Here is a 25,628-nt window from a genome sequence, read left to right as displayed (position 1 = left end):
AAAGGAACTAAAACGACGACATTTCGTTTTAGTTCCCTTTTTAGTTTATTTAGTAACGATCGTTGCATTTGTATTTAAATAGCCAATCCATTTTCCGCTGGTATTATCATAAAGAGAATAATAAGAAGCACCAGAGAAGTGATGGTAGATTCCTTTGGCATGATAAGTTTTACCGTATATCTCGGTAGTGTTTCCTTTTTTAGCAGAAAACGTATCAATTTCAGACCAAATCGTATAGTCTTTCTTATTGATTTTTACTTGTTCATCATTCTTGATCCAAATGCCCTGTGAACCAGGTGCAACAGTTGCTGCACTTGAATTTAGATAGCCGATCCACTTTCCGTTATTATCATAAAGAGAGTAGTAGGTAACGTTAGCGATATGATTGTATTTTCCTTTAGCATGGAAAGTTTGCTGGTAGATATCAGTTGTGTTTCCCTTTTTACTAGAGAAATTATTGATATCCCCCCAAAGAGTCGTATTTTTCTTTGTGATCGTTACATAGTCATTATTGCTTAGCCAAGTCCCTTGAGGTCCAGGAGCGACAGTAGGTCCATTGGCATTGATATAACCGACCCATTTGTTGTTATTATCATATAAGGAGTAGTAAACGGCACCTGCAATATGATTGTATTTTCCAGTGACTTTGTACGTTTTTTGATAAAGATCTGTTGTGTTCCCTTTTTTACTGGAGAAGGTGTTGATGTCGCCCCAGATTGTTTGGCCCTTTTTAGTAAACGTTACATATTTATTTTCACTTAACCAAGTCCCTTGAGGTCCTGATGCAGAACTTGCAAAATCTGAGTTGATATAACCGATCCATTTTCCATTATTATCATACAGAGAGTAGTAAACGGCCCCATTAACATGGTTGTACTTCCCAGAAACTTTAAAGGTTTTCTGATAGTGATCGCTTGTACTACCTTTTTTACTAGAGAAAGTGTTGATATCGCCCCAAATCGTTTGTGACTTTTTCGTAAGTGTTACGTATTTGTTTTCGCTTAACCACAGACCTTGAGCACCATTTGCTTTTGTCGTTGCTTCAGCATTGACATAGCCTTTCCAGTTTCCATTGTTATCATAAAGAGAGTAGTAGGTGCTACCGTTCATATGCTGGTATTTTCCAGTAACCTTATAGGTTTTATTGAAAACATTCGTTGTGTTTGTCAAAGCTGAATTAAAGTTGAAGTTTGACCAAATAGAGTAATTCTTTTTAGTGATCGTCACGTATTGATTAGCACTCAACCATTTTCCTTGAGCACCATTCTCTAGATACCCAGTATAATCCATTGAAATATCAAAAGGATGGGCAATACCAGGAATATAATATTGAGAAGACCACTGCCATGAAGAAAATTCATTATTCCAGTTCATTCCAGCAGTAGGCGTATAAGGATATTGCGCAACCCACATATTTTTTGCACCAAAGGTACTTACAGAGAAATGTCCGCTCGTTGCATAAGTTCGGTTCATGTAATACATGATATTTGAAAAACCATTGGCTTTTAAAACATTTACAAAACTAGTTGTATTTGGCGTTAGAGATCCGTTTAGCATTTTTCCTTCCTCGATGTCGATGACCATGACAGTCGACTTAGGTAATTTAAAGGTATTCGCTAACGAAGCAAAGTAATTTGCTTCACTAGAAGCAATCGCGCTGGATGTATAATGGGCGTAATGATAGGCCGAAACTTTCAGACCAGCCGCTGTTGCGTTGTTGATCTGCTCTTGCGCATAGGGATTGACATAGCTAGTACTTTCAGTCAGCTTAACTACAACCCCTTTGATTCCGTAGTTTTTCATCTTTTGAAAGTTAGCTACTGAGATCGAACCGTTATGAGAAGAAATATCGATAAAGTGTGAACTTGGTCGATTGGCCTCTCCTGCATTGACGACATCCATCGAAAGAGCTGGAGTGATACTGCGACTTTGGATCGTCGGATTTAAATCTGATCGATTCGATGGTAAAAAATAGTCATCAAAGTAAAGAGAGCTATTTACTGCTTGTGTTTCAGTACTTTCTTCGGTTGCTTCAGACGTAGTAGTACTTGACTGTGTTTCCTCTTCAGTTGTCTTCATTGTGCTTTCACTCGTTGAATTTTGAGCTGGTGAAAGGACGCTGCTTGTTGTTGTTTCAATATCTGAGCTGCTGACAGTTGTGCTTTCTTCAGCATAGGAAAGAGTATTCAATCCGAGCGTCAGAAGGGCAGCAGTACAAAAAAGCGGGATTTTGATCGTTAGTTTATTCATTTATTCCTCCATAAATATTAAAGTTTGCCACGTTCGCGGTACCAGTTGTCCGGTTGCCATTCCCAAGAAAAATTGTCACGAGCAAGTAAGTCAAAGGCGGCATCAGGCCCCATTGAACCTGCTGCATAATTAGGGAAATCAACCGATGTTTTATCCCAAGCCTGACGTATGATATCAACGATCCGCCAAGATTGAGCTACTTCATCCCAATGAGAGAAGTTTGTGCCGTCACCATTTAAACTATCCAATAATAGTTTTTCGTAAGCTTCAGGACTATTTCCTGTTGTTTCTGCGCTATGACGATAGTCTAGCTTGACAGGAGTCGTAGAGAACCCTTGACCGATTTCTTTGCCGTTCAAGGTTAGGGAGAACCCTTCTGTCGGTTGAATATAAATCGTTAAAACATTTGGCGGTAAATCTGTTTTCTCTCCGCAATGATCGACGTCATCTTTAAAGACATTGATCGGAACTTGTTTAAAGACGATATTGATGCGTGTTCCTTTTTCAGTTAGACGTTTTCCTGTGCGGATATAAAATGGAACGCCTGACCAACGGAAGTTGTCGATCAAAAACTTACCTGCAACAAATGTTTCTGTTTGAGAATTTTCGTCGACGTTTGGTTCCTCACGGTAGCTAACAAAGTGTTGATCTTCCAATTTGCCAGCACCATATTGACCGCGAACAAAGTTTTCCAAGGCTTCTTTTTCAGAATACAGACGAATCGCTTGCAGCGCTTTAACTTTTTCTGATCTGATTTCAGCTTCTGAAAAGGCAACAGGCGGTTCCATCGCTAACAAAGCAACGACTTGTAAAATATGGTTTTGCACCATGTCTTTCAGTGCGCCGCTATGATCGTAATATCCGCCGCGATCTTCAACACCAAGCCCTTCAGCAAAAGTGATCTGAACATTATCGATGTAGCGATTATTCCATTGAGATTCAAAAATATTATTGGCAAAACGAATCGCAGAAATGTTTTGGATCATTTCTTTTCCTAAATAGTGATCGATTCTAAAAATATCTTTCTCAGGGAAAACAGCACGGATTTCTTCGTTTAGCTGATAAGCAGACTCATAATCAGAGCCAAAAGGTTTTTCAATGATCAAACGATCAAAGCCTGTTTCCGTTAAAATCTCTTGGGATTTCAGGTGCTGAACGATCGTACCGAAGAATTGAGGAGCCATTGCTAAGTAGTAAATATGGTTTCCGCCTAGCTCGTATTTCTCATTTAGCTTGTCTGACAATTTTTTTAATGTGTCATAATGCTCTGAGTCGTTCACATTGTGAGATTGGTAGTAAAAGTGGCTTGAAAAGGCTTCTGCTTCTTCTGCAGTCGGATTTAGATCTTTGATTGTTTCACGTACGATCTCACGATAGTGATCATCTGTCCATTCTCTTCTTGCCGTACCGATAACAGCAAAGTGCTCAGCTAGATTTCCTTTACGGTATAGTCTGAATAACGAAGGATATAGTTTTCGTTTCGCTAAATCTCCAGTACCGCCAAAAATTGTGAATAATGCTATTTTTTCATTCATTTCAATTCCCCGCTTTCATTTATTGGATCAACAAAAATCGTACTTGCAGCTTTGTAGCTGACCGCCAATTGTTTTTGCTTATTACTGATGCTGATAGGTCCTTCATATGCAGCGATCTCATCTATCTGATATTCCTCGTGGATATTCAGGTCAATGGAGACTAGGTAGTCTAATAGGTCTTTTTCATCCAATACACGAGCGATTCGAATCGTCGTCCCAACAGGATAGTCGATCAAGGTTTGACGCTTTTCTTCATGGACCGGCTGATCATCTTCCGGAATCACTCCGCCATGGGGACAAAATTTTGGCTGGTTTAAATACTCTGATAAGCGATTAGCCAAAGTTTGAGAAGTAACGTGCTCCAGTACTTCCGCATCATCGTGAACTTCATTCCAGGAATAATTTAAGTGTTCAACTAAAAACACTTCCCACAATCGATGCTTGCGAATCAGTGTACTAGCTTTTTTCAGTCCTGATTCTGTGAGCTGAACACCTTGATAAGGTGAATGTTCGACCAGCTGTTCTTTTACTAATTTTGAAATCATCTCGCTGACAGATGCTGCGGAAACATCCAGACCTGAAACAATTTGTTTGTTGTTGATCTTCGTTTCATCGCCGCCTAATTCAAAAATTAGTTTTAGGTAGTCTTCACGATTCGGGGTCATATATTTCATCCTTTCAAAAAAGCCATCACGATAAGTTTATCAGAAAAAACTTTTTTTGACCATTTAATAATATGTTAATCTTTAAAAAAACGACTGTTTCGTTTATAAAATAGAGATGAGTAAAAAAAACATAGAGATGGTAACGTTTTCTATGTTTTTTACTACATGATCTTTTCTTACTCAAAAATGAAAGAAGTCCATGCAGTAGAGAAATATTAAAATTTGATTAAGATAAATGCAATGGAGAAATTTAAGCCTCATCAGATTGATGTTATAATGATAGAAACAAACGATAGTGAGAAGGAATCACGAGTGTTTTGCTCAAAGGAGGACAGTTGTATGACAGAATATGTTCCTAAAGTTTGGCAGGAGTTGACAAACCATTATCAAGAGATCCAACCTGATCTGCGTTTGCGTACATATATTCAATCCTATTGGTTCAGCTACACTCGAGCAAATCAGGAGCCGGCTCGCATTATTCCGGATTTATGTTCAGACTTGATCATTCAACTGAGTCCGGCATTAGAGATTTTATCCATTGAGCTTTGCGGTCCGAGTACTGCTTTTTTTTATTCCTATGCTGAAAAAGAACTCCTTCATTTAGGGATTCGTTTTCATTTAGGCGGGATGTATCCGTTTATAAATCATTCATTCAAAGAAATGAAAAATCAGCTTAGACCATTGGCAGAAGTGGAAAAAGCTTTAGCTAAGGAACTGGCAGTTCAGCTTTCAGGAAAGACAACTGTTGCTGAGCTGATCTTGGAGTTGAATCAGCATTTCCTAAAGCTGCTAAATCGTGTGGATAGACAGATTTCTGCACCGATACCACTCTTCATCCATGATTATTCTGCTTATAGATCCTATGACATGCTTCTTGCTAATACACTGATTTCAGAACGGAGCTTACAACGTTTGTTCAAAGAAGAAATTGGGTTGACTCCGTATGAAGTATTTGATGTATTGCGTTTTCAGAAGGTTTATCAAGAGATCTTAATGAATCCTCAGATAAAACAGCTGGACTTGGTAGAAAAATATGCTTTTTTCGATCAGTCTCATTATAGTAAGAAAATGAAAAAAATGACCGGTTTAACACCACAGAAGATCAACAAGCATGTCGGAATAATACAAGACAAAAGTATGACACTTGATTATACTAAAGAAAAAACAAGAGAAGGTGAAGTCAAATGAAACTTGATATGGTAGGAATCATCGTAGAATCGATGGAGGATGCGATTCTATTTTACGAACGACTAGGTTTCCAAGCGGTGGGAGATAAACAGGCGGACTATGTTGAATTAGATCATTCAGGAATCAGAATTTCATTGAATACAAAAAAGATGATCACAGGAATTTACGGTTATCCGCCAAAAGATGCAGGAGATAAAATCGAGTTGGCATTTCTATGTGAGTCTACTAAAGAGGTAGATCAAGTCTGTGATAAGATGAAAGGATTTGGCTACGAAATATTTAAAGAACCCTGGCACGCTTTTTGGGGACAATATTATGCGATCATCAAAGATGTGGACGGCAACCTGTTGAGTCTTTTTTGTAATGAGTAGGAGGAAGTTAGGATGGATGAAAGAATCGATTATTTAAAAGAGGCTGCTAAGAAATGGCCAGGAGCTTCCGTTTATTATCGTGAAGATTGGGATTGTGACTATTTTGAAATCGAGAAGAAAGGATTTTGCATGCTTGGTCAAAATAATCAGGGTGAGCTAGTTATGACAGTTAAAGGCTTACCTGAAGAAAATGAGCTTTTGCGGGAACAATATTCAGATGTCGTTCCAGGTTATTATGCGAATAAAACTCATTGGAATTCGTTTAAGTTGGAAAATTCCTCCTTTACAGAGGAGCAGCTGGTATCCTTTTTAAAACAATCTTATGCGTTAGTTTTAAGCAAATTACCAAAAAAAGTTCAGGAAAAATATAAGTAAAAAGCAACACTGCTTTCGACCGATCAGTCGTCAGTAGTGTTGCTTTTTTAACGGTGAACTGTTGTAGCAATCAAGGCAATCAGCCATAAATGGGCTGGATAAAAAACATAAAAAAGATATTTAAAGAATGGACTATTGCTGCCTTTTTGTCCATTATACAAATGAATGAACGGAATTACAGTGATAAATAGAAATTCCGGATTTGTTTCTAAAGTCATTTTGATTGTTTCTAGCGAGTAGTCAGGTAAACCAACGATCACCATGAGCAATAGACAGACAGAAAAAATCAAATACCCCAAATCTCTTTTCTTTGAACGAGTTCTGAAAAAATAACTGATCAGCATAAACGGAATAATAACAAATCCGCCTTCAACCATTCCAGTTATAGAAATAGCGAGTAAGATGAATGCCAGTATACTTGCAGAGATTCTAAAAAACGGTTCTTTGATGCGGATGGCAAAATCGATTGCCCATAAAAGGCTGACACCGACCGCTAAGGTCAGAAAAATATTGTTATGGAGCTGCCAAATCGATTGTTTCAAAACCGTCATGTTCAGTAGCGTGTTACCTGCGAACATGATAAAGGACCAGCTGTATAAGCGGAGCAGATAGTTTTTTCGATTACGAGTGTAATGGAAGCCTTCAACAGCCATAAATCCGAAAAATACACCGACACAGCGCGTCAATATATTGAAGGGGACAACAAACTGTGGAGGTAGTAACGGAGCTAGATGATCCAGTACCATCAAGCCCATCATAAATAGTTTTAATTGGTTTGCGTTCATTTTTATTCTCCTAAATCAATTATTCATTACATTTACCAGTATAAAAAAAATAATCCATTTTAGCGTGGGATTTAACGAACAATCATCTTACAAAAATGTGCGTAAATGAATAGGCCGATGCAAGCTGAACAACTAGACCAAGCGTTCCTTTTCATTAAAGGGTATGATAAGCTTAACTGATAAAATGCCTGAGAATACATAGGCAAGTTGAGTGAAAATTAAGGTAAGGTCTATATGTTCTAATGGTAAATTATATTCGCTTTGATGCAAGGAGCGAAGCTTAAAAAAATCCCAATACTCTAACATGGCTGTTTTAAAGATTGTAAAGCTTGTCTACTTTTTATATAAAATACAGGTAGGAAAGAAGGAAGTAAAATGAGACCAGAAATTCAATGCACATACCAAACAGTTGAACCAGCTACATCAAATGAAAAGAACCAAACGAATGTTAAGATCATTCAATTATTTGTTGAGAATGGTCAACTAACGATTGGTGATAAAATCTATCCAATCGTTTATGGTGATCTTTATTTCGTTGCTGCAAAACAAAATTATTCAATTACGGACACAGAAGAAGAACTTGTTCAAAGTAAAATAGAAGTCCCAGCCGAGTTCTTAAAAGAAATGGCCAAAATGCTTGATTTTGAAAAGGAATATCAGCAAATCTTTGAAGCGCAAGGTGGCTTTCATGTGGCATCACCCAGATATAAAGCGATCGATCAGCGCTTCAAAGAAGCTGCTGGTGTGTTTAACAAAGACAAGAGCTTTGCTGAAGCATTGTTTTTTTCACGTGTGCTTGAATTATTGAATTATGCTGTAGTGACGATCAAAAAGACAACGTAAAAAAGTTCACGATTTACAGTTGACCTTCCCCTTACTGGAAGCTATATGCTAAGAATGTCTCGAGGCAAAAATAAAAAATCAGGAGGTAACCATGCTATCGATTGGTGATTTTTCAAAGGTTTCCCAAGTGTCAAAAAAAGCATTGCGTTATTACGATGAAATCAATCTATTAAAACCCAGCTATACAGACGCAACCAGTGGCTATCGTTATTATGATGTCGATCAGCTGGAGACGATTCTGCTGATCAAACGGCTAAAAGAATATACGTTTTCTTTAGAAGAAATCAAACAAGTATTGAGTAGCGGACAAGATCAAGTGTTGCTGCAGCAAACGATCAATCAAAAGAAACTAGAAATCACCCGTAAGATGCAGGATTACTCCTTGTTGCTTGATCGTTTAGATAATGATCTGCACACACTAGAAAAGGGGAAAAAAATAATGACTTATTTACAGAAAATCGAAGTGAAATTAACTGAGGTACCAGAGAGAAATATTCGTTCGATCAGAAAGACTATGAATGTGAATGAATATGGTCAATGCTTAGCTGAGTTATTTGAGAAAATAACGATAGAAAAACTAACACCCACAGCTCCGCCAATGACGATCTATCATAGCCCGGACTTTGATCCGGAAAATGCTGATATGGAACTGGCAGTTCCGGTTGCTGAACAGACAAAAGAGACTCAAATCCTTTCTTCTTCTTTATGCGCATTTTCTACGTATGTCGGTCCGTATGCTGAATTAGATTCAGTTTACAGTAAGTTAGTAAAATGGATTGAAGAAAAAGGCTATAAAATGGCTGGAGCACCTTTTGAGATTTATCAAACAGATCCGAATACGACAGAGGCAGATAAAAATGTTGTGGATGTTTATTTTCCGGTGATGCTTTAACAAAAATAATGAATAAGCAAAGAAGATAAGAAAAAGTGGTTATTTCGAAAAGGCGCCTTTTTTCTGACTATCTATTCGGCTTTGAAGACCGAAACAAAACTGATGCTTCGTTTTGTCTCGGTCTCCTTGTTTGTTTAGTGACTGATTTCTTTAAAAATTGATTGTATCAACTTTTGCTGATGGATGATAAATGTCAACATGTTCCGATTAGCTGCTGCCAAGCGTTTAAACGTCTCATCTTTGTTTTCTTGATCTTCAAAATAGGCGACACAAATCAGTTGAATAGCGCAAACAACATGGAAACCCGTTGATTTTTCAGCTTGTGATAAAGGTGATTCTAAATCGTACCCCTGCAAAATAGCGGCTAAAATTGACGGCCATTCATCATACTGACTTGGAGTCATTTGACTTAGAATACTTGTGGCGCAATAACAGGGATCAAATAAACGAATATTTTTCTCAGATAAATCAAAGTCGATGAATCCGTTGACAGATTCTTCTAAGAATAGAATATTGCTGAAATTAGGATCGCGATGGATGATTTGAATCGGCAACTTTCCTTGGAACTGTTCAAACTCAACAAGATAGTTGTCAAAAAAATCATTTGGAATAGCTAGATTCCATTGCTGTGCTTGCTTTTTTACGTGAGGAACAGCCCAAGTTTTGAGTAACGAAAATAAATCAGAGGAGTCGCATAAAATTTGAGTATCCAACGCTAAAAATGCTTGGTGAAGTCGGGCGATTGCTTGTCCATAAGCGAGTGCATATCGTTTTGATCGCGATGAAAGGATATCTGTGAGGGATAGAGCGGTACCATCAATCCCTTTTTTTAATAAGATCAAAGAATCGTTTTCAATAAACAACTGCCCGTTTCTTGTAGGAATCGGCAAAGAAGAAGCAAAGTTTTGTTTTTGCAAAGCCTCTGCGAGGGCAATATTTTTAAGCTCACCACTTCGATCTGTGGTTTGATGCAAAAAGTATTCTTCCCCAATTGCCCAGACATTCTTGGGATGATTGAAGCTTTGAACAGGAGAAACATTGTTTATTTTTAAAGTTGGATCGATAGGCCAATTTTTTAGTAGTTCTTTTATTTCTCGTGTGCTTAAACGCATAAAGGTCACCTCCAGGAGTTCAGTATTTTTTGTTTCATTTTTATGTATTGCTAAATATTTTCTAGGAGAGCAGCCGTATTCTTTTATAAACGCTTTGTAAAATCCAGCGTAAGTATCAAATCCATACAACGCAGAAGCAGATGAAAATGTTTGTCCTTGTTGGGCAGCTTGAAGAACTTTTTTTAAGCGTCGATCTAATTGATAAGCTGAAAAAGATTTCCCTATATTCAAAGAGAATAGTCGATAAAAATAGTAAACAGAGTAACCGCTCTTTTTTGCTAGTTCTTCTGCTGTCAGATCGACAGTCAGATGTTCCTCGATCTCGTTCAGTAAGTGATTCAACATATCTGGTGTCATAAAAAAACTCCTTTATTACGAATAAGTTTAGTATACCTGATATGTTTGCTAAAAAGATTTCCTGTAGTGCGAAGTTGTATTTTCCCAAAATAACTATTGACTAAATTCAAAATTCGTGATAAATTGTTTAGAAATATATGAGAATCAAATGAAAAAACGGTGATCAGAATAGTAAATGAATCGATTCGTTTCAGAGAGTTTCCGGATGCTGCAAGGAAATAGCGATTCCTCATTGAACACGCCTGTCAGTTGTTTTTCTGAAAAATCATTCGGATATTTATTGTGAATCAGTAGGAAAAATCGGAGAGCCCGTTATCGCTTTTTAGTTATTGAACTAACAGAGGTTTTTGTCGTGAGATAAAGACGAATCTGAGGTGGGACCACGTGAAAATTTCTCGTCCTCTTGGCTTATTTGCCAAGGGGACGATTTTTTTATTTAACAAACAGCTTTTGAGGAGGGAAAAAAATGAAATGGAACCGCAGTTTACCATCAGGAACGAGAGATAAATTATTTCGAGAAGCTAATGGTGCTTATCAATTAGAAAAAAAAGTCAATGATGTTGTGACACATAGAGGTTATCAACGGGTAGATACACCGATCATCGAGTTTGAGGAAGTTTTTTTGAATAAAGACAGCAATCTGCAGGACTGCTACCGCTTTTTTGATAAAAATGGACGATTGTTAGTTTTACGTCCTGACATGACTAAGCCGATCGGTCGGGTAATTGCTACAGCTGGGATCCAGCCGCCATTGAAATTATCGTACAGCGGAAAAATTTTTAGAGCGAATGATGAAATGTTAGGAGAACAAAATGAGCTGACACAAGCGGGCATCGAATTGATCGGTTATTCTTCGTTGAAAGCAGAAGTGGAGTGTTTGGCTTGTGCAGTAGACATTTTAAATACATTGGCTATTCCCAACTTTCACATCGAGTTAGGGCATGCCCAAATTTTTCGTTTGATCGTTTCGTCATTAAATTTAAACGCAAAAGAAAAAAGTGACTTACAAAGCTGTTTTGAAAATAAAAATTTGACTGATCTATCACGATTCACGGCAAAACATCCAAGTAAACTAGATGCGTTTATCCGTGCTATCCCGGAATTGTTTGGGGAAGCAACAGAAGTTATAGAAAAAGCAAGAACGATACTGCCAAAGGAATCAGAGATCATGCAGGTGATCGGGGAATTGGAAGAATTGACAACAGTGATGAACAGACAATATCCAGACTTGTCATTGACGCTTGATTTAGGTCATGTGGCATTGATGGATTATTATACAGGTGTTTTATTCAGTGGCTATGCAGACCTTGCAGCAGATATCTTTTTACGGGGCGGTCGTTATGATCATTTAGCTGAACAATTTGGCTCGAAGATGATTCCGGCTGTTGGTTTGGGTATCAATTTAGATATTTTAGTAGCCATCCAGTATCAATGCGGAGAACTGGCTGCTTTGAATCGACCAACAACATTAGTTCATAGTTCACTAGCTTCCTTGCCGCAAGCAGAGGCTTTAGTCAAAGAAAATACGGGGTATCAATTATCTCTATTTGACTCGTTGGAAGAAGCACTGAACTACGGGAAAAAATGGCACTATAAGCAAATCATTGAAATCAATGAACAGGGAATCCAGACGAAAAAGGCGGTGAATGAATATGACTAAACTAACGATTGCCCTGACCAAAGGACGATTAGAGAAGCAAACGCTGGCACTTTTTGAAAAAGCGGGGATCGATATTTCATTTATGATGGACAAACAACGGAAATTGATTTTCGACAGTCCTGATCGACGCTTTACTTTTTTATTAGTGAAGGCAGCGGACGTGACGACCTATGTTCGTCATGGTGTGGCAGATATTGGGATCGTCGGGAAAGACGTTTTGCTGGAAAATCCCTTTGGTTATTATGAAATGCTGGATCTTGGGATCGGAAAGTGCAAATTTTCAGTCGCTTCGATACCAGACTATCAGCCGAATGATTATAAAAGAAAACGGATCGCTACAAAATATCCCACTGTTGCTTCTGAACATTTTCGAGCGAAGGGCGAAGACGTAGAAATCATCAAGATCGAAGGCTCTGTCGAAATCGCGCCTGTTTTAGGATTATCAGATGCAATCGTTGATATCGTTGAAACAGGAACAACCCTAAAGGAAAATGGATTGGAAATTTTTGAAGATATTTGTCCTGTTTCTGCACGTGTGATCGTCAATAAGGCGAAGTTAAAACGAAAACGTCAAGCAATTTTTCAATTATTTGCAGAGCTGGAAACGGTTATTGAAAGAGAGGAGCGATGAGGATGAAAAGATTAAAAGGAGAAGCATCTGAAATTTTAACAGCACTGCAACGTGAACATACGCAAGTGCAAAATGATACACTGGATGTAGAAGTACAAGTTGAAACAATCATTAAAGAAGTTGCACAATATGGGGATCAGGCACTTAGACGTTATTCCAGCCAATTCGACCACGTCGAACTAACGGAGCTGGAGGTTAGTAAGGATACGATCGAACAAGGCTATATTCGTGTAGAAAAAGAAGTGATCGACAGCTTAAAAAAGGCTAAAGAAAATATCATCAGTTACCATGAAAAGCAAAAGCAGTCTAATTTTATGGACAGTGAAAAGTCAGGTGTGATACGCGGACAATTAGTTTTACCTCTAGAACGGGTAGGGGTGTATGTGCCTGGCGGGACAGCAGCATATCCTTCTTCTGTATTGATGAATGTCTTGCCGGCAAAGATCGCAGGAGTAAAGGAAATCATCATGGTCACACCTCCGACCAGTTCAGGGATTCCTGATGTGATTTTGGCAGCAGCAAAAATTGCAGGGGTTGACCGAGTGTTTCAAGTGGGCGGCGCACAAGCCGTAGCTGCACTAGCTTATGGCACGGAGAGTATTTCGAAAGTGGATAAAATCGTTGGACCTGGAAATATTTACGTAGCCACTGCTAAAAAGCAAGTGTTTGGCTTAGTCGGTATCGATATGATCGCGGGGCCTTCAGAAATCGGAATTTTAGCAGATGAAACAGCAAATCCAGTGTATATAGCAGCAGATCTACTTTCTCAAGCAGAACACGATGTCTTAGCGAGAGCGATCTTGGTGACGACTTCTGAACGATTGGCAGATCAGGTAGAAAAAGAAGTGTATAAACAATTACAAACATTACCACGTAGAAAAATTGCCGAGCAATCTATTGAAAATAAGGGTCAAATTATTATCGTTCCTACAATCGAAGCAATGTTTACTGTCATGAATGAGATCGCTCCAGAGCATTTGGAAGTTCAGCTTCCTGATCCGATGAGCTACTTACATGAAATAAAAAATGCCGGCTCCATCTTTTTAGGTGCCTATGCCTGTGAACCCGTGGGTGACTATTTTTCTGGTACAAATCATGTGTTGCCAACAAGCGGTACGGCAAAATTTTATTCACCGTTAGGGGTTTATGACTTCGTAAAATACAGTCAGGTGACATACTATACAAAAGAGGCATTAGCAGATGCGAAAGATGCGGTGGCTATTTTAGCTAGAAAAGAAGGACTGGAAGCCCATGCTCGCGCCGTTGATTATCGTTTTGAATAAAGGTAAGGAGGAAAGAATATGAGAACAGCAGCATTAAACAGAAGCACTGCAGAAACGAAGATCGAATTAAGGTTGAATTTGGATCAGCAAGAACCTGTAAATATTCAAACGGGTGTTGGCTTTTTCGATCATATGCTGACATTGTTTGCTCGTCACAGTAGGATCTCTTTAGAAGTTAACGTGAATGGCGATTTGGAGGTAGACAGCCATCATACGGTAGAAGATGTAGGAATTGTTTTGGGTCAGTGTATAAAGGATGCGTTAGGAGATAAAAGAGGAATAAACCGTTATGGAACAAGCTTTGTACCGATGGACGAAACATTGGGAATGGCTTCACTGGATTTGAGCGGCCGTTCATTTTTAGTATTTGATGCAGACTTTGATAATCCTAAATTAGGCACATTCGATACAGAATTGACTGAAGAATTTTTCCAAGCGCTGGCTTTCAATACACAAATGAATCTACATTTAAAAATTTTACATGGAAAAAATACACACCATAAGATCGAAGCATTGTTCAAAGCAACGGGTCGCGCATTACGAGAAGCGATAACAGAAAATCCGGAGATCAAGGGAGTCAACTCCACGAAAGGAATTTTGTAGATGATCATTATCATTGATTACGATACAGGAAATACACGAAATGTTCAAAAAGCCTTAAATCACGTAGGACTTGAAAATAAAATTTCTGCAGATCCACAAGAAATTTTAGCTGCAGAAGGACTGATTTTACCTGGTGTGGGTGCTTTTTCTTTAGCGATGAAAGAATTAACACAACGCGGATTAGTAGAAGTGATCAAAGAAGCAGCTCAGCGAGGAACACCAATATTAGGCGTATGCTTAGGGATGCAGCTATTATTGGAGGGCAGTATGGAAAATGGGTTTACAGAAGGCTTAGGATTGATCGAAGGAATCTGTGAGCGATTGCCGGAAGATCCTACAATGCCGGTTCCGCATATGGGATGGAATGAATTGGTCGTGACAAATGACACACCACTCACAAAAGAAGTACATGGAAAATATGTTTATTTTGTTCACTCTTATTATGCTGATTGTGAACCGGATGTCATCGATGCATTTGTACAATACTCGATCAAAGTACCTGCGATGATTTCAAAAGGAAATATTTTTGGCACACAGTTTCATCCAGAAAAAAGTAGCGATGAAGGATTGACCATTTTACAAGGGTTTAAGGAGGTTATTATTGATGCACGTATTACCAGCGATTGATATTCGTGAAGGAAAAGCAGTTCGGTTAGTCCAGGGAGATTTTTCAAAGAAAACGATCGTAAATGAAGACCCATTAGCTCAAGTCAATGAATTTCACAAGGCTGGTATCCAGATGATCCACGTCGTGGATTTGGACGGGGCATTATTGGGACAGGCAGCAAATGCTTCATTGATTCAGCAAATGAAAGAAAGCACAGGGATCAAAATTGAAGTTGGTGGAGGTATTCGGACATTACAGCAAATCGATGAATATGCAGCGCTAGGGATCGATCGAATGATCATCGGATCTGCTGCATTGACTGATCCAGGCTTAGTCAAATCAGCGGTTGAAAAGTATGGCGATAAAATTGCAGTAGGGATCGATGCGAAAGAAGGACGAGTTGCAGTCAGCGGCTGGCTGGATGTCAGTGAAACAGACTATTTACAATTAGCGAAAGAAATGGCTGCAATCGGTGTCCAGACGATCATTTACACCGACATCGCAAAAGATGGCACCTTGACAGGACCAACGATCGAACACTACCAAGAACTAAAAAAAGTAGTGCCGCAGATGAAGCTTATTGCTTCCGGCGGTGTTAGTTGTAAAAAAGATTTGACTGATTTAGCAGAGTTGGACCTTTATGGGGCGATCGTAGGGAAGGCTTTCTATAATGGGGCGATCACATTAGCAGACATGCTGGAGGTGGAAAATAGTGCTGACTAAACGAATCATACCTTGCTTGGATGTGACTGAAGGGCGTGTCGTAAAAGGGATCAATTTTGTAGATCTTAAGGATGTGGGCGATCCTGTTGATATTGCGAGAGCATACAACGAACAAGGGGCAGATGAACTTGTTTTTTTGGATATTACAGCGACCAGTGATGAACGAAAAACAATGGTCGAGGTTGTTGAAAGAACAGCAGCGGAAGTGTTTATTCCTTTGACAGTAGGCGGAGGTATTCGTTCTGTTTCAGACATGAAACAGTTGCTACAAGCAGGTGCAGATAAAATATCTCTTAATTCGGCAGCTATCAGTCGACCTGCTTTGATTCAAGAAGGTGCTGAAAAATTCGGTTCCCAATGCATCGTAGTGGCGATCGATGCGAAAAAAACAGGTGATTCCTGGCATGTTTTTGTAAAGGGCGGTCGTGAAGATACTGGGTTGGATGCAGTAGAATGGGCTAAAGAGGCAGTTGCTTTAGGTGCTGGAGAAATTTTATTGACAAGTATGGATGCCGATGGTACTAAAAAAGGATATGATCTTGCTTTAAATCAAGTGATTTGTGCAGCGGTCAATGTTCCTGTCATCGCTTCTGGCGGTTGTGGAGATGCTGAAGATATTGTAGAAGTCTTTAAAGAGACGACGGTTTCAGCAGCGTTAGCTGCAAGTATTTTTCATTATGGAGAGGTCAAAATACCAATCTTGAAAGAAACACTAAGAGACAATGGAGTGGAGGTGCGCCGATGAAGCCAGATTTTTCTAAAGGATTAGTACCAGCGATCATTGTAGAAGAAAGCAGCAAAGATGTGTTGATGCTGGCATATATGAATGAAGAGAGCTATCAAAAAACGCTGGAGACAAAAAAGACTTGGTTTTATTCTCGTTCGCGGCAAAAGCTCTGGAACAAAGGCGAAACAAGCGGAAATCAGCAAAAGGTCAAAGAAATTGTACTGGATTGCGATCAAGATACATTACTGATCACTGTAGAACAGACGGGACCTACTTGTCATACAGGTGCTCATAGCTGTTTTTATAATGTAATTATTTGAAAGGAGCATAATGATGATCGAACAATTATATGAAGAAATTCTATTACGGAAAAAAGAACCAAAAACCGGCTCATATACAAATTATTTATTTGATCAAGGTCTAGATAAGATTCTTAAAAAAGTCGGAGAAGAAGCAACTGAGGTAGTCATTGCAGCAAAAAATGATCAAGCAGAATTAGTTGCAGAAACCTCAGACTTGATTTATCACATGTTAGTCTTACTGGCAGAAAAGGAAATTCCTTTAAAAGCCATTGAACAAGAATTAAAAAGCCGAGAGGGTCAGTTAAGCAAGACCGAAGAGAGAAAACCGATCGACAGGCTTTAAGAATAATTATTCAGATAGCAGAATTTTTTGAGTGTATGCTATAAAAAAAGATGAAAAGAGTGCAGTACTAATGCCAGTAAAGCAAATAATTCATTATTTTAATGAACCTAAACAATATGAAAAAAGTGAACGGGAATTTTGGCTAGATCCCTATATTTCTAAGCAGCTATTGAAAGCGCACTTAGATCAGACGAATGATGGTGCAAGTAGAAAGCTTTCAGTGATCGACCGATCAGTTGATTGGCTAAATGAAGTTGTTCCGACTGTTGATTTTAAAAAAGTGATCGATTTAGGTTGCGGTCCAGGGCTCTATGCAGAACGCCTAGCAAAAAAAGGATACGAAGTCACTGCTATTGATTTTTCCAAAAATTCAATTGATTATGCAAGGTCAGTTGCTAACGAGCAGGATTTAGCTATAGATTATCGCTGTGAAAGTTATCTTTCATGGAAAGAACAGGATCAATATGATTTGGCTCTGCTCATTTATTGTGATTACGGCGCCTTATCTTCTGAGGATCGAAAATTATTGCTCAAGAATATCCACGCGTCTTTGAAAAAGGGCGGAAAGTTGGTTTTAGATGTTTTTTCATTACAGAAACTAACTGATTTTCAGTCTGAAAATAGCTGGAAACTTTATGAGAGTGATAGTTTTTGGTCAACTGGAAAACACGCGGTGATATCAAGAAACAAACGATATGATCATGGCATTACTTTAGAACAGACGATCCTGTTGAAAGAAGATGACACGGTCGAAAATTTTAATATTTGGCATCAATATTTTGATTTACACAAAATAATAAGTGAATTAGAAGGCGCTTCTTTTGAAATTACTGCTTATTATGCTGATGTTTGTGGAAATGAATATACGGAACAAAGTGAAACAATTTGCGTGATCGTGGAGAAAAAGGGATAGGACAATCAGCCAATTACCTCTTTTGAAGCAGTGATAACAAGTAGGGAAGTAATAGAGGCTGAAATAGAAATGACTTACCGAAAGTTCTTTTTTCTATTTTAGTCTTTTATTTTTCAGCGAACAATAAAAAGCCCTATAAAAGTTGTACGTTAAAATGACAACTTTTATAGGGCTTTTTCTGTCAAAGTAGCTTTAAGCAAAAGACTATGTTAAGCCTATTTGATATACTCCTAAGACACCGCTTCTAAAACATATGTCGCATCATCCGCTTCATCATACAAAGATACAGGTTCATCATTGATACATTGGACGATCAAATGATACCCATATTCATCTTGCACAACTAAGCGCTTACTTGTTAATTCGATCAAGCTATGATCGAGATGTTTTCCATCGATGCTGATTTGTAAGTCCTCTTCGATACTTAACGTATGCTGTGTTGCTTTTTGTTTATTGACGAACCACCATTTACCGATATAACTTTTATATAAATTAGGAATACTAGTACCTGTTTGTTGTTTTTCTTGTTGCTTTTTCAAAAACAACGAGCCGGCGATTCCAGTAATAAGTGATGCGCCTAAAAATAATGACCAGTGTTTTTTCATACTATCAATCCCCTCTAGTTCAATCATAGCATGAAACACAAGAACCGACTATTGGAAAATCTTTTCCTATAAAAAAACTTAATGAACGCATGGCACATAAAATTGAATGAAAAGTTTGACAATGATTTTTCAGTCGAAATATGGTATTGTTTTGATGAGAGGGTGTTACAATGATCACATATCCAAACGTGCATTTAGCACATTTTATAGATAGACCAAATCGTTTCATTGCCACCTGCAGGATTCAGGCAACTGGTGAAATCGTGACTGTTCATGTGAAAAACACTGGTCGATGTAAGGAATTGTTCTATCCAGAGGTGGAAGTTGCCTTATCTTATCAACCGTCGCCAAAAAGAAAAACAGCGTACGATCTGATCGCAGTAAAAAAACAGGATGCTTGGTTCAATATCGATAGTCAGATTCCTAATGCTTTAGCAAGTCAAGCAATTTTAGACGGTACGATTGTTTTGCCTGGACTTAAAGGAAAGATCACGTCTATCAAGAGAGAAAAACGTTTCGCTCATTCACAGTTTGATATACTAGTAGAGACAGATACAGGCAATCAAGCGTTTGTTGAGGTCAAAGGAATGACGCTAGAAAATCAAAAAATCGGTGCATTTCCTGATGCACCGACGCTCCGTGGCCTAAAGCATGTGACAGAGCTGATCGAAGCACTTAAAGAAGGGTATCAAAGTTATGTTTTGTTTGTTGTTCAGTTTCAAAACATTCAGGAAGCAACGATCCATACAATGATGCAGCCGGCATTAGCGAAAATGATTTTATTAGGGCAAACACAAGGGTTAAGCGTCATTGCTTACAATTGTCTTGTTACACCTGATACAATAGCAGTAGCACATCAAGTCCCATTTGATGTAATGAAGAAGTTTGAAGATCCAAATTCAGAAAGGTGAGGGTAAAGATGATTCACTTAGGTATTATTGGAACAAACTGGATAAGCCATCAATTTGTCAAAGCAGCATTAGAAACAAATCGTTATGATTTAACAGCGGTTTATTCACGCAAATTAGAAACGGCACAAAAATTTGGTGCAGAATATGGCGATGTAGAGTATGCAACTGATTTAAAAACGTTCTTTGGCATTGCACACATGGATACTGTATATATTGCTTCACCTAATTCCCTACATTTTGAACAAGCGAAACAAGGGATTTTAGCAGGGAAAAATGTCATCGTTGAAAAACCAGCTTTTTCTACACCAGAAGAAATGGCTGAAATCATTGAATTAGCGAATCAACAAAAGGTATTTTTCTTTGAAGCTGCTCGAAATGTTCATGAAAAAAGCTTTAAGAAAATCGCAGACTTATTACCACTTAAAAACCAAATCATGGGTGCAAACTTTACCTACATGAAATATTCTTCCCGCTACGACCAAGTGTTAGCTGGACAAGAACCAAATATTTTTTCTCCACATTTTTCTGGCGGAGCAATCGCTGATTTAGGTGTTTACCTAGTGTATGCAGCAGTCGGTTGGTTCGGTATGCCAAGTGAAAGTCATTATTTTGCCCGTAAGCTGCCGACAGGCGTCGATGGTATGGGCACGGCAATATTACGCTATGACCTATTTGATGTAACACTGCAAACGGGTAAAAATGCAGATGCCTTTTTAGATTCTGAAATTTATTTTGAAGGCGGCACGTTGATTTTAGATAGTGTGAATGCAATCAGTAAAGCAGAATTTCATGACCGCAACCACCAAGAACGTGACATCATTTCGATTACGACAGAAGAAAATCCAATGATCGAAGAAGCACACGATTTTGCGGATGTTCTCGAAAATCCTAATGATCCAGTTCAGGGTGCCCGTTACGAAGAATGGGTGGAGTTATCACGCAATGTCAATAAAGTATTAACAACCTTAAGAAAAAGTGCCGGCATTGTTTTTGATGCGGATAAAGATTAAATCGTTTTAAATAAGAAAGGATTACTATGACATTTATCAAGAATACACCAGAAGCTTGGCAAGAACATTGGCAAGCTTCTGGTTTTAGCGAGCCATCGATCATCCAAGCAAAAAGCTTTCAACCGCTAAAAGAAAAGCAAAACGTTTTAGGGATTTCACCCACAGGCTCAGGAAAGACCTTAGCCTATGTACTGCCTCTTCTTCTAAATGTAGAAAAAGCACAAGGGAGTCAGTTACTGATTCTAGCACCATCACAAGAGCTGGCTATGCAGATCAGTCAGGTTGTTCGTGACTGGGCATCACTACTTGAGCTAAAAACACAATTGTTGATCGGCGGTGCTAACGTTAGCCGCCAAGTAGAAAAGTTAAAAAAGAAACCAGAAATTTTAGTAGGGACACCAGGACGTGTGCTGGAGTTGATCAAAGCTAAAAAAATCAAAAGCCACCTACTGAAAACGATCGTGATGGATGAAGTCGATCAATTGTTCCATGAAAAAGAAATGAATTTGACGAAACAGATTTTGACTAGCGCTCCGACCGACTTTCAGCTTGTCTTTTATTCTGCGACAGCGGATCGAGTAACTGAAGAAGCACAGAAACTAGCAGAGCAGCTGACGATCATCGATGTGACGGATGAAGATCATTCTGCTGGAACGGTCAATCATTATTACGTGAACCTATCTCCGCGAAAGAAAAGCGCATATTTAAGAAGCTTGTCTTATACATCAGATTTTCGCGGCATGGTTTTCTTTAATCAAGTAGCTGATCTAGGTGCTGTAGAAGAAAAATTAGTTTACGAAGGACTTTCAGTCGTTAGTTTAGCTTCAGATCAAAATAAAGCATTGCGCAAATTAGCGATCGACCAGTTTAGCAATAAAAAAGCGGTCATGCTTTTAACGACGGATATTGCTGCTAGAGGATTAGATTTTGAAGCAGTGCCCTATGTGATCAATACAGAGGTTCCATTATCTGAGGAAAGCTATATTCACAGAGCTGGCCGAGTAGGCAGAATGGGTGCTTCTGGAACTGTGATCACATTTGTCAATGACGCGACGAAAAGAGACTACCAACGTATATTGAAGAAGATAGGCTTGACCACTCAAGAAATTTTTCTTTATGAAGGTACGCTGCATTTGACAAGAAAAGAAAAAAGTTTAACTGAAGAACGAGCTGCTTCAAGTGAAAAAATAAAAAAGGTCCCAACTGAACAACGAAAAGAGAAAGTAAAAAAGAGACCTAAAAATTCTAAGAATAAAGGGGCTAGACGAAAAACGTCCCAAGGCCAAAAAGAGTAACGATGTAAAGGTCCTGATTTAAGGAGGATATCCATGAAATCTAGAAAAGATGAGATTCTTTCAGTATTAGAGTCGAAAAAACAAGGGATGACAGCAGCAGATGTTGCTGAAGAATTGATGATCGACCGTAGTAATGCCAGTCGTTATTTAAGTGAGTTATACAAAGAACGCAAGATCATCAAAAGTGACGGGCGTCCGGTTGTCTATTCCATTGCCGCAGAAGAAGAAAAAGTTCATGTTGATAGTTCCAGTGAAGTGACCTTTGACAATTTAGTTGGAGCCAACGACTCATTGAAAGTCAGTATCCAGCAAGCCAAAGCCGCTATTTTATATCCGCCTCGCGGGTTGCACACCATTATTTTTGGAGAAACAGGAACAGGGAAATCCCTATTTGCTGAATGTATGTATCATTTTGCAGTCGATTCTAAAACCTTAGCACCGGATGCACCATTTGTGTCCTTTAACTGTGCAGATTATGCACAGAATCCTCAATTGCTTTTCGGACATATTTTTGGGGTGAAAAAAGGTGCGTATACAGGCGCCAATGAAGATAGTCCCGGCTTGATGTCTGAAGCGGATGGCGGTATTTTGTTTCTTGATGAAATTCATCGTTTGCCGCCTGAAGGTCAGGAAATGCTATTTACTTTTATCGATAAAGGAATTTACCGTCCTTTAGGTGAAAGCGGGCAGACTTATGAAGCGTCGGTACAAATTATTGGTGCGACAACAGAATCTTCCGAAAGCTTCTTAACAACGTTCAATCGGCGAATTCCAATGGCAATCACATTGCCTTCATTGGATGCCCGTTCACTTGATGAGCGGTATGAAATCATTTCCTTGTTTATCAAGCAGGAGGCTAACCGTTTAAATCAACGCATCGATATCAAACGTGATGCGATCCTTGCATTCATGTTGTATGATGCAGAGGGCAATATCGGTCAGGTAAAACGTGATTTGAAATTAGTTTGTGCCAAATCCTTTCTCCATTATCGAACACATAATGAAGAAAGTTTAGTAATCAGAAAAAGTGACTTGCCGCTGCAAGTGCAAAAAGGCCTATTGAAAATCAAAGAAGTTTCTGATCGATTGGATCGATTTGTAGACAGTAAAAGTAATTATCTTTCATTTGAGCCTGGTACAAACGAAGTTGTATGGTCTCAAGATCCGGCACGTGATATGCAGGTTTATAATGAAATCGAAGAAAAAGTTGCAAAGCTGTCAGCCAATGAACTAGAAAACGTCGACTTAGAGCAATTGATATCCAGTGATATGGATGCCTATTTCCAAACCTATGTGGATGAATTGACCCAAAATCCTGTGCACAAAGAATTATTGCCGGAGCATATTTGGAAATTGACAGACCGCTTGTATGATATTGCTGAAAAAAGATTAGAGCGTACATATAACGAAAAAGCACGTTTTGCCTTTGCGCTGCATTTACAAAGCACGATCGAGCGTGTGCGGGAAGGACATGTGATTGTACATCCCAATTTAAATAATGTACGCAAAAACATGAAAAAGGAATTCCAAGTCGCAATGGATCTTTCTGCAATTATTGAAGAAGAGAACAATATTGAGATTCCCTTTGACGAGATCGGTTTTATCAGTATGTTTTTATCGATCAATTTAGGCAACAAAGAAAAAGTCCATGTCAATAATGTGGGTGTAGTCGTATTGATGCATGGAGATTCAACAGCTTCCAGTATGCTGAAAACAGCGCAGGAACTTTTGGGTACGGAAACGGGCGTAGCGATGAACATGCCGTTGACGATGGAAGTTCAAACGATGTATGAACAGCTCAAAAGCTTCGTTTTATCTCATCGAGAAGAATTAGCGAATGGTATGCTGCTTTTGACAGACATGGGGTCACTGAATTCATTTGGAAATCTGATTTTCGAAGAAACTGGGATTCGTACAAAAGCCATTACGATGACGAGTACGATGATCGTTTTAGAAGCGATCCGAATGGCAAGTGTAGGTAGAAGCTTGGAAGATATTTATCAAAATATCCAAATGTCCTTTGAAAGTATCATTAGAGAACAATTCCGAACAAGCCCGCAAAATCAAAAGGAAATCAAAAAAGCGGTGGTTGTCACGTGCTTCACTGGGGAGGGCGTTGCAGCAAAATTATATCAACGGATCTTACCTGTAATTGATGAAAATAAAGTTGAGATCATTCAAATGCAGTTTTTGGAACGAGAAGCCTTTAAAAAACATATTGACGGTTTGATGGAAGAATATGAGATCAAAGCAATTGCTGGAACGGTGGATGTTGAATATCAAAATATCCCCTTTTTCTCAGCCTTCGATATTTTCGACGATGAGAAGCTGAACGTGCTAAAACGTATTGCCGGTGATGAGGTTCCAACAGAAAAAATCGTGAAATCATTGAGTGGAACAATTACAGCCGTCGACTCACTACAAAAGCTGATCGTCATGCTGCAAAAAACGGTCCATCAAATCCAAACGGATATGCATATTATTGTAGAACCAGGCGTTGACGCGGGAATCGTGATCCACTTAGCATTTCTAGTGGATGCTAGTTTAAAAGGTGAACCGACCAAAGAATTTGATGGCTTAGCATCATTCTTGAAGAAGAACCGTTTGGAAGCAGACGTTACCAGAACAAATTTAATGGTGATCGAAAAGGCCTATCGGGTTTCTTTCACGGAATCGGATGTCGCTCATGTCACAAGAATGTTTTTAGAAAATAAAATAAAAACAACAACAGAATACACACACAATTAAGCAGTGTGTATGATGAAAAATAACAGTGTGTACACAAAAATAAGCAGTCAAATCCCTTTGTAGTAATGGGTTTTGATTGCTTATTTATTTTGGCACGCTTCTTGCTTATATAAAAGTATCACCAAACAAAAAAATGAAGGAGTGTCAGAAAATGGCCAAAAAAACAATCATGTTAGTATGTTCAGCAGGAATGAGCACGAGCTTACTAGTAACAAAAATGCAAAAAGCAGCAGAAGAACGTGGAATGGAAGCAGATATCTTCGCTGTATCAGCATCAGATGCAGACAATAACTTAGAAGCAAAAGATGTAAACGTCTTATTATTAGGTCCACAAGTTCGTTTCATGAAATCACAATTTGAACAAAAATTAGAACCAAAAGGAATTCCATTAGATGTGATCAATATGTCAGACTACGGTATGATGAACGGTGAAAAAGTATTGGATCAAGCAATTTCTTTAATGGATAAATAAACAGTCAATCAAAAAATAAAAAGTGGATAGGAGTTTTACAAATGGAACAACAAAATTTAGAAGCAGTAATGGGTTTGATCATGTTCGGTGGAAATGCTAAAAGCGATGCAATGGAAGCGATCGCAGCAGCCAAAGCTGGGGACTTCGAATTAGCAGATCAAAAAGTGAAGGATGCAGAAGAATCTCTAGTACAAGCACATCACGCGCAAACAGGCATGCTAACACAAGAAGCACAAGGAAACCACATGGAAGTTACACTATTAACAGTTCACAGCCAAGATCACTTGATGACATCGATCGCCTTCACTGACTTGGCAAAAGAAATCATCGACTTATATCGTCGTATGGATAACAAATAAGAAAAACAACGTTTTTGAAAGGGACGTTGTCAACACGATTTGAGAAGCATTCAGCTTTTTAGA

Annotated in this window: 27 protein-coding genes and 1 other annotated feature; of the genes, 21 read left to right on the top strand and 6 right to left on the bottom strand. The window is 38.6% G+C overall.

Translation table 11 applies throughout. The features are described from left to right. Positions 1–45: 45 nt before the first annotated feature. The 3 genes from A5889_RS05705 to A5889_RS05695 are packed head-to-tail and all read right to left on the bottom strand — an operon-like array spanning position 46 to position 4,450. Positions 46–2,250 carry a GH25 family lysozyme gene (locus tag A5889_RS05705; RefSeq protein ID WP_087641039.1) on the bottom strand — a complete coding sequence of 735 codons (2,205 nt, stop codon included), beginning with the start codon at positions 2,248–2,250 and terminating at the stop codon, positions 46–48. Positions 2,251–2,267: 17 nt separating this feature from the next. Next, positions 2,268–3,785: a glucose-6-phosphate dehydrogenase gene (gene zwf / locus A5889_RS05700; RefSeq protein WP_087641040.1), complete on the bottom strand. Its 1,518-nt coding sequence runs from the start codon at positions 3,783–3,785 to the stop codon at positions 2,268–2,270. After that, the gene (locus A5889_RS05695) at positions 3,782–4,450 is read right to left on the bottom strand and encodes a metal-dependent transcriptional regulator (protein ID WP_087641041.1); all 669 of its coding nucleotides are present in this window, start codon (positions 4,448–4,450) and stop codon (positions 3,782–3,784) included. The genes zwf and A5889_RS05695 overlap by 4 nt, the downstream gene beginning before the upstream one ends. A 339-nt stretch (positions 4,451–4,789) precedes the next feature. On the opposite strand from A5889_RS05695, the gene A5889_RS05690 reads away from it, so the two are divergent. Genes A5889_RS05690 through A5889_RS05680 form a run of 3 tightly spaced genes read left to right on the top strand, consistent with a single transcriptional unit; the run spans position 4,790 to position 6,384 of the window. After that, entirely contained in the window at positions 4,790–5,638 is an 849-nt protein-coding gene (locus A5889_RS05690) for an AraC family transcriptional regulator (RefSeq protein WP_087641042.1), read from the top strand. Next, on the top strand, positions 5,635–6,009 hold the full coding sequence (locus A5889_RS05685; protein ID WP_087641043.1) for a VOC family protein: 375 nt from the start codon (positions 5,635–5,637) through the stop codon (positions 6,007–6,009). Before A5889_RS05690 ends, A5889_RS05685 begins: the two co-directional genes overlap by 4 nt. Before the next feature lie 12 nt (positions 6,010–6,021). After that, complete coding sequence (locus A5889_RS05680) at positions 6,022–6,384, top strand: MmcQ/YjbR family DNA-binding protein (RefSeq protein WP_087641044.1); 363 nt, start codon at positions 6,022–6,024, stop codon at positions 6,382–6,384. A 47-nt stretch (positions 6,385–6,431) separates the two neighbouring features. On the opposite strand, the gene A5889_RS05675 is transcribed toward A5889_RS05680, so the two are convergent. After that, positions 6,432–7,169 (bottom strand): TraX family protein, encoded by a 738-nt coding sequence (locus A5889_RS05675; protein WP_087641045.1) that lies wholly within the window; start codon positions 7,167–7,169, stop codon positions 6,432–6,434. Between the two features lie 375 nt (positions 7,170–7,544). On the opposite strand from A5889_RS05675, the gene A5889_RS05670 reads away from it, so the two are divergent. Both A5889_RS05670 and A5889_RS05665 read left to right on the top strand, forming a co-directional pair. Further along, complete coding sequence (locus A5889_RS05670; protein ID WP_087641046.1) at positions 7,545–8,012, top strand: hypothetical protein; 468 nt, start codon at positions 7,545–7,547, stop codon at positions 8,010–8,012. A 91-nt stretch (positions 8,013–8,103) separates the two neighbouring features. Continuing rightward, positions 8,104–8,904, top strand: coding sequence for a MerR family transcriptional regulator (locus tag A5889_RS05665; protein WP_087641047.1), 801 nt, complete (start codon positions 8,104–8,106; stop codon positions 8,902–8,904). 134 nt (positions 8,905–9,038) lie between these two features. On the opposite strand, the gene A5889_RS05660 is transcribed toward A5889_RS05665, so the two are convergent. Beyond that, positions 9,039–10,373 carry a helix-turn-helix domain-containing protein gene (locus A5889_RS05660; protein WP_087641048.1) on the bottom strand — a complete coding sequence of 445 codons (1,335 nt, stop codon included), beginning with the start codon at positions 10,371–10,373 and terminating at the stop codon, positions 9,039–9,041. A gap of 150 nt (positions 10,374–10,523) precedes the next feature. After that, positions 10,524–10,779: a binding site (T-box leader), on the top strand. Positions 10,780–10,839: 60 nt separating this feature from the next. Here A5889_RS05660 and hisZ point away from each other — a divergent pair. The 10 genes from hisZ to A5889_RS05610 all read left to right on the top strand — a co-directional run bounded on the left by hisZ (position 10,840) and on the right by A5889_RS05610 (position 18,165). Continuing rightward, entirely contained in the window at positions 10,840–12,033 is a 1,194-nt protein-coding gene (hisZ, locus tag A5889_RS05655; RefSeq protein ID WP_087641049.1) for an ATP phosphoribosyltransferase regulatory subunit, read from the top strand. Then, positions 12,026–12,664: an ATP phosphoribosyltransferase gene (gene hisG, locus A5889_RS05650; protein WP_087641547.1), complete on the top strand. Its 639-nt coding sequence runs from the start codon at positions 12,026–12,028 to the stop codon at positions 12,662–12,664. Before hisZ ends, hisG begins: the two co-directional genes overlap by 8 nt. A gap of 2 nt (positions 12,665–12,666) precedes the next feature. Next, a complete protein-coding gene (gene hisD, locus A5889_RS05645) occupies positions 12,667–13,947 on the top strand; it encodes a histidinol dehydrogenase (RefSeq protein WP_087641050.1) in 1,281 nt (426 codons plus the stop codon). 18 nt (positions 13,948–13,965) lie between these two features. After that, positions 13,966–14,550 (top strand): imidazoleglycerol-phosphate dehydratase HisB, encoded by a 585-nt coding sequence (gene hisB, locus A5889_RS05640; RefSeq protein WP_087641051.1) that lies wholly within the window; start codon positions 13,966–13,968, stop codon positions 14,548–14,550. Further along, on the top strand, positions 14,551–15,177 hold the full coding sequence (gene hisH / locus A5889_RS05635; protein WP_087641052.1) for an imidazole glycerol phosphate synthase subunit HisH: 627 nt from the start codon (positions 14,551–14,553) through the stop codon (positions 15,175–15,177). Beyond that, entirely contained in the window at positions 15,155–15,880 is a 726-nt protein-coding gene (hisA, locus tag A5889_RS05630; protein ID WP_087641053.1) for a 1-(5-phosphoribosyl)-5-[(5-phosphoribosylamino)methylideneamino]imidazole-4-carboxamide isomerase, read from the top strand. Before hisH ends, hisA begins: the two co-directional genes overlap by 23 nt. Next, positions 15,870–16,625 carry an imidazole glycerol phosphate synthase subunit HisF gene (gene hisF, locus A5889_RS05625; protein ID WP_087641054.1) on the top strand — a complete coding sequence of 252 codons (756 nt, stop codon included), beginning with the start codon at positions 15,870–15,872 and terminating at the stop codon, positions 16,623–16,625. Before hisA ends, hisF begins: the two co-directional genes overlap by 11 nt. Continuing rightward, positions 16,622–16,927 (top strand): phosphoribosyl-AMP cyclohydrolase, encoded by a 306-nt coding sequence (gene hisI, locus A5889_RS05620; protein ID WP_087641055.1) that lies wholly within the window; start codon positions 16,622–16,624, stop codon positions 16,925–16,927. The genes hisF and hisI overlap by 4 nt, the downstream gene beginning before the upstream one ends. A gap of 13 nt (positions 16,928–16,940) precedes the next feature. Continuing rightward, entirely contained in the window at positions 16,941–17,252 is a 312-nt protein-coding gene (gene hisE / locus A5889_RS05615; protein ID WP_087641056.1) for a phosphoribosyl-ATP diphosphatase, read from the top strand. 70 nt (positions 17,253–17,322) lie between these two features. Continuing rightward, positions 17,323–18,165: a class I SAM-dependent methyltransferase gene (locus A5889_RS05610; protein ID WP_087641057.1), complete on the top strand. Its 843-nt coding sequence runs from the start codon at positions 17,323–17,325 to the stop codon at positions 18,163–18,165. Between the two features lie 230 nt (positions 18,166–18,395). On the opposite strand, the gene A5889_RS05605 is transcribed toward A5889_RS05610, so the two are convergent. After that, positions 18,396–18,770, bottom strand: a complete 375-nt coding sequence (locus A5889_RS05605; RefSeq protein ID WP_087641058.1) for a DUF4828 domain-containing protein — start codon at positions 18,768–18,770, stop codon at positions 18,396–18,398. A gap of 173 nt (positions 18,771–18,943) precedes the next feature. Here A5889_RS05605 and sfsA point away from each other — a divergent pair, with 173 nt between their 5' ends. From sfsA to A5889_RS05575, 6 genes are all read left to right on the top strand, one after another. After that, complete coding sequence (sfsA, locus tag A5889_RS05600; RefSeq protein ID WP_176372862.1) at positions 18,944–19,681, top strand: DNA/RNA nuclease SfsA; 738 nt, start codon at positions 18,944–18,946, stop codon at positions 19,679–19,681. Between the two features lie 8 nt (positions 19,682–19,689). Next, on the top strand, positions 19,690–20,691 hold the full coding sequence (locus tag A5889_RS05595; RefSeq protein ID WP_087641060.1) for a Gfo/Idh/MocA family protein: 1,002 nt from the start codon (positions 19,690–19,692) through the stop codon (positions 20,689–20,691). Between the two features lie 26 nt (positions 20,692–20,717). After that, a complete protein-coding gene (locus tag A5889_RS05590) occupies positions 20,718–21,986 on the top strand; it encodes a DEAD/DEAH box helicase (protein ID WP_087641061.1) in 1,269 nt (422 codons plus the stop codon). A gap of 33 nt (positions 21,987–22,019) precedes the next feature. Further along, entirely contained in the window at positions 22,020–24,734 is a 2,715-nt protein-coding gene (locus tag A5889_RS05585; protein WP_087641062.1) for a sigma-54-dependent transcriptional regulator, read from the top strand. 133 nt (positions 24,735–24,867) lie between these two features. Further along, positions 24,868–25,206, top strand: a complete 339-nt coding sequence (locus tag A5889_RS05580; RefSeq protein WP_140405341.1) for a PTS sugar transporter subunit IIB — start codon at positions 24,868–24,870, stop codon at positions 25,204–25,206. 41 nt (positions 25,207–25,247) lie between these two features. Further along, positions 25,248–25,565 carry a PTS lactose/cellobiose transporter subunit IIA gene (locus tag A5889_RS05575; protein WP_087641064.1) on the top strand — a complete coding sequence of 106 codons (318 nt, stop codon included), beginning with the start codon at positions 25,248–25,250 and terminating at the stop codon, positions 25,563–25,565. Positions 25,566–25,628 lie beyond the last annotated feature (63 nt).

The sequence above is a fragment of the Enterococcus sp. 9D6_DIV0238 genome, from assembly GCF_002174455.2.
Lineage (GTDB): Bacteria > Bacillota > Bacilli > Lactobacillales > Enterococcaceae > Enterococcus_L > Enterococcus_L dunnyi.
Note: the sequence above shows the minus strand (reverse complement) of the source record. Positions and strands in the feature narration are given on the sequence as shown.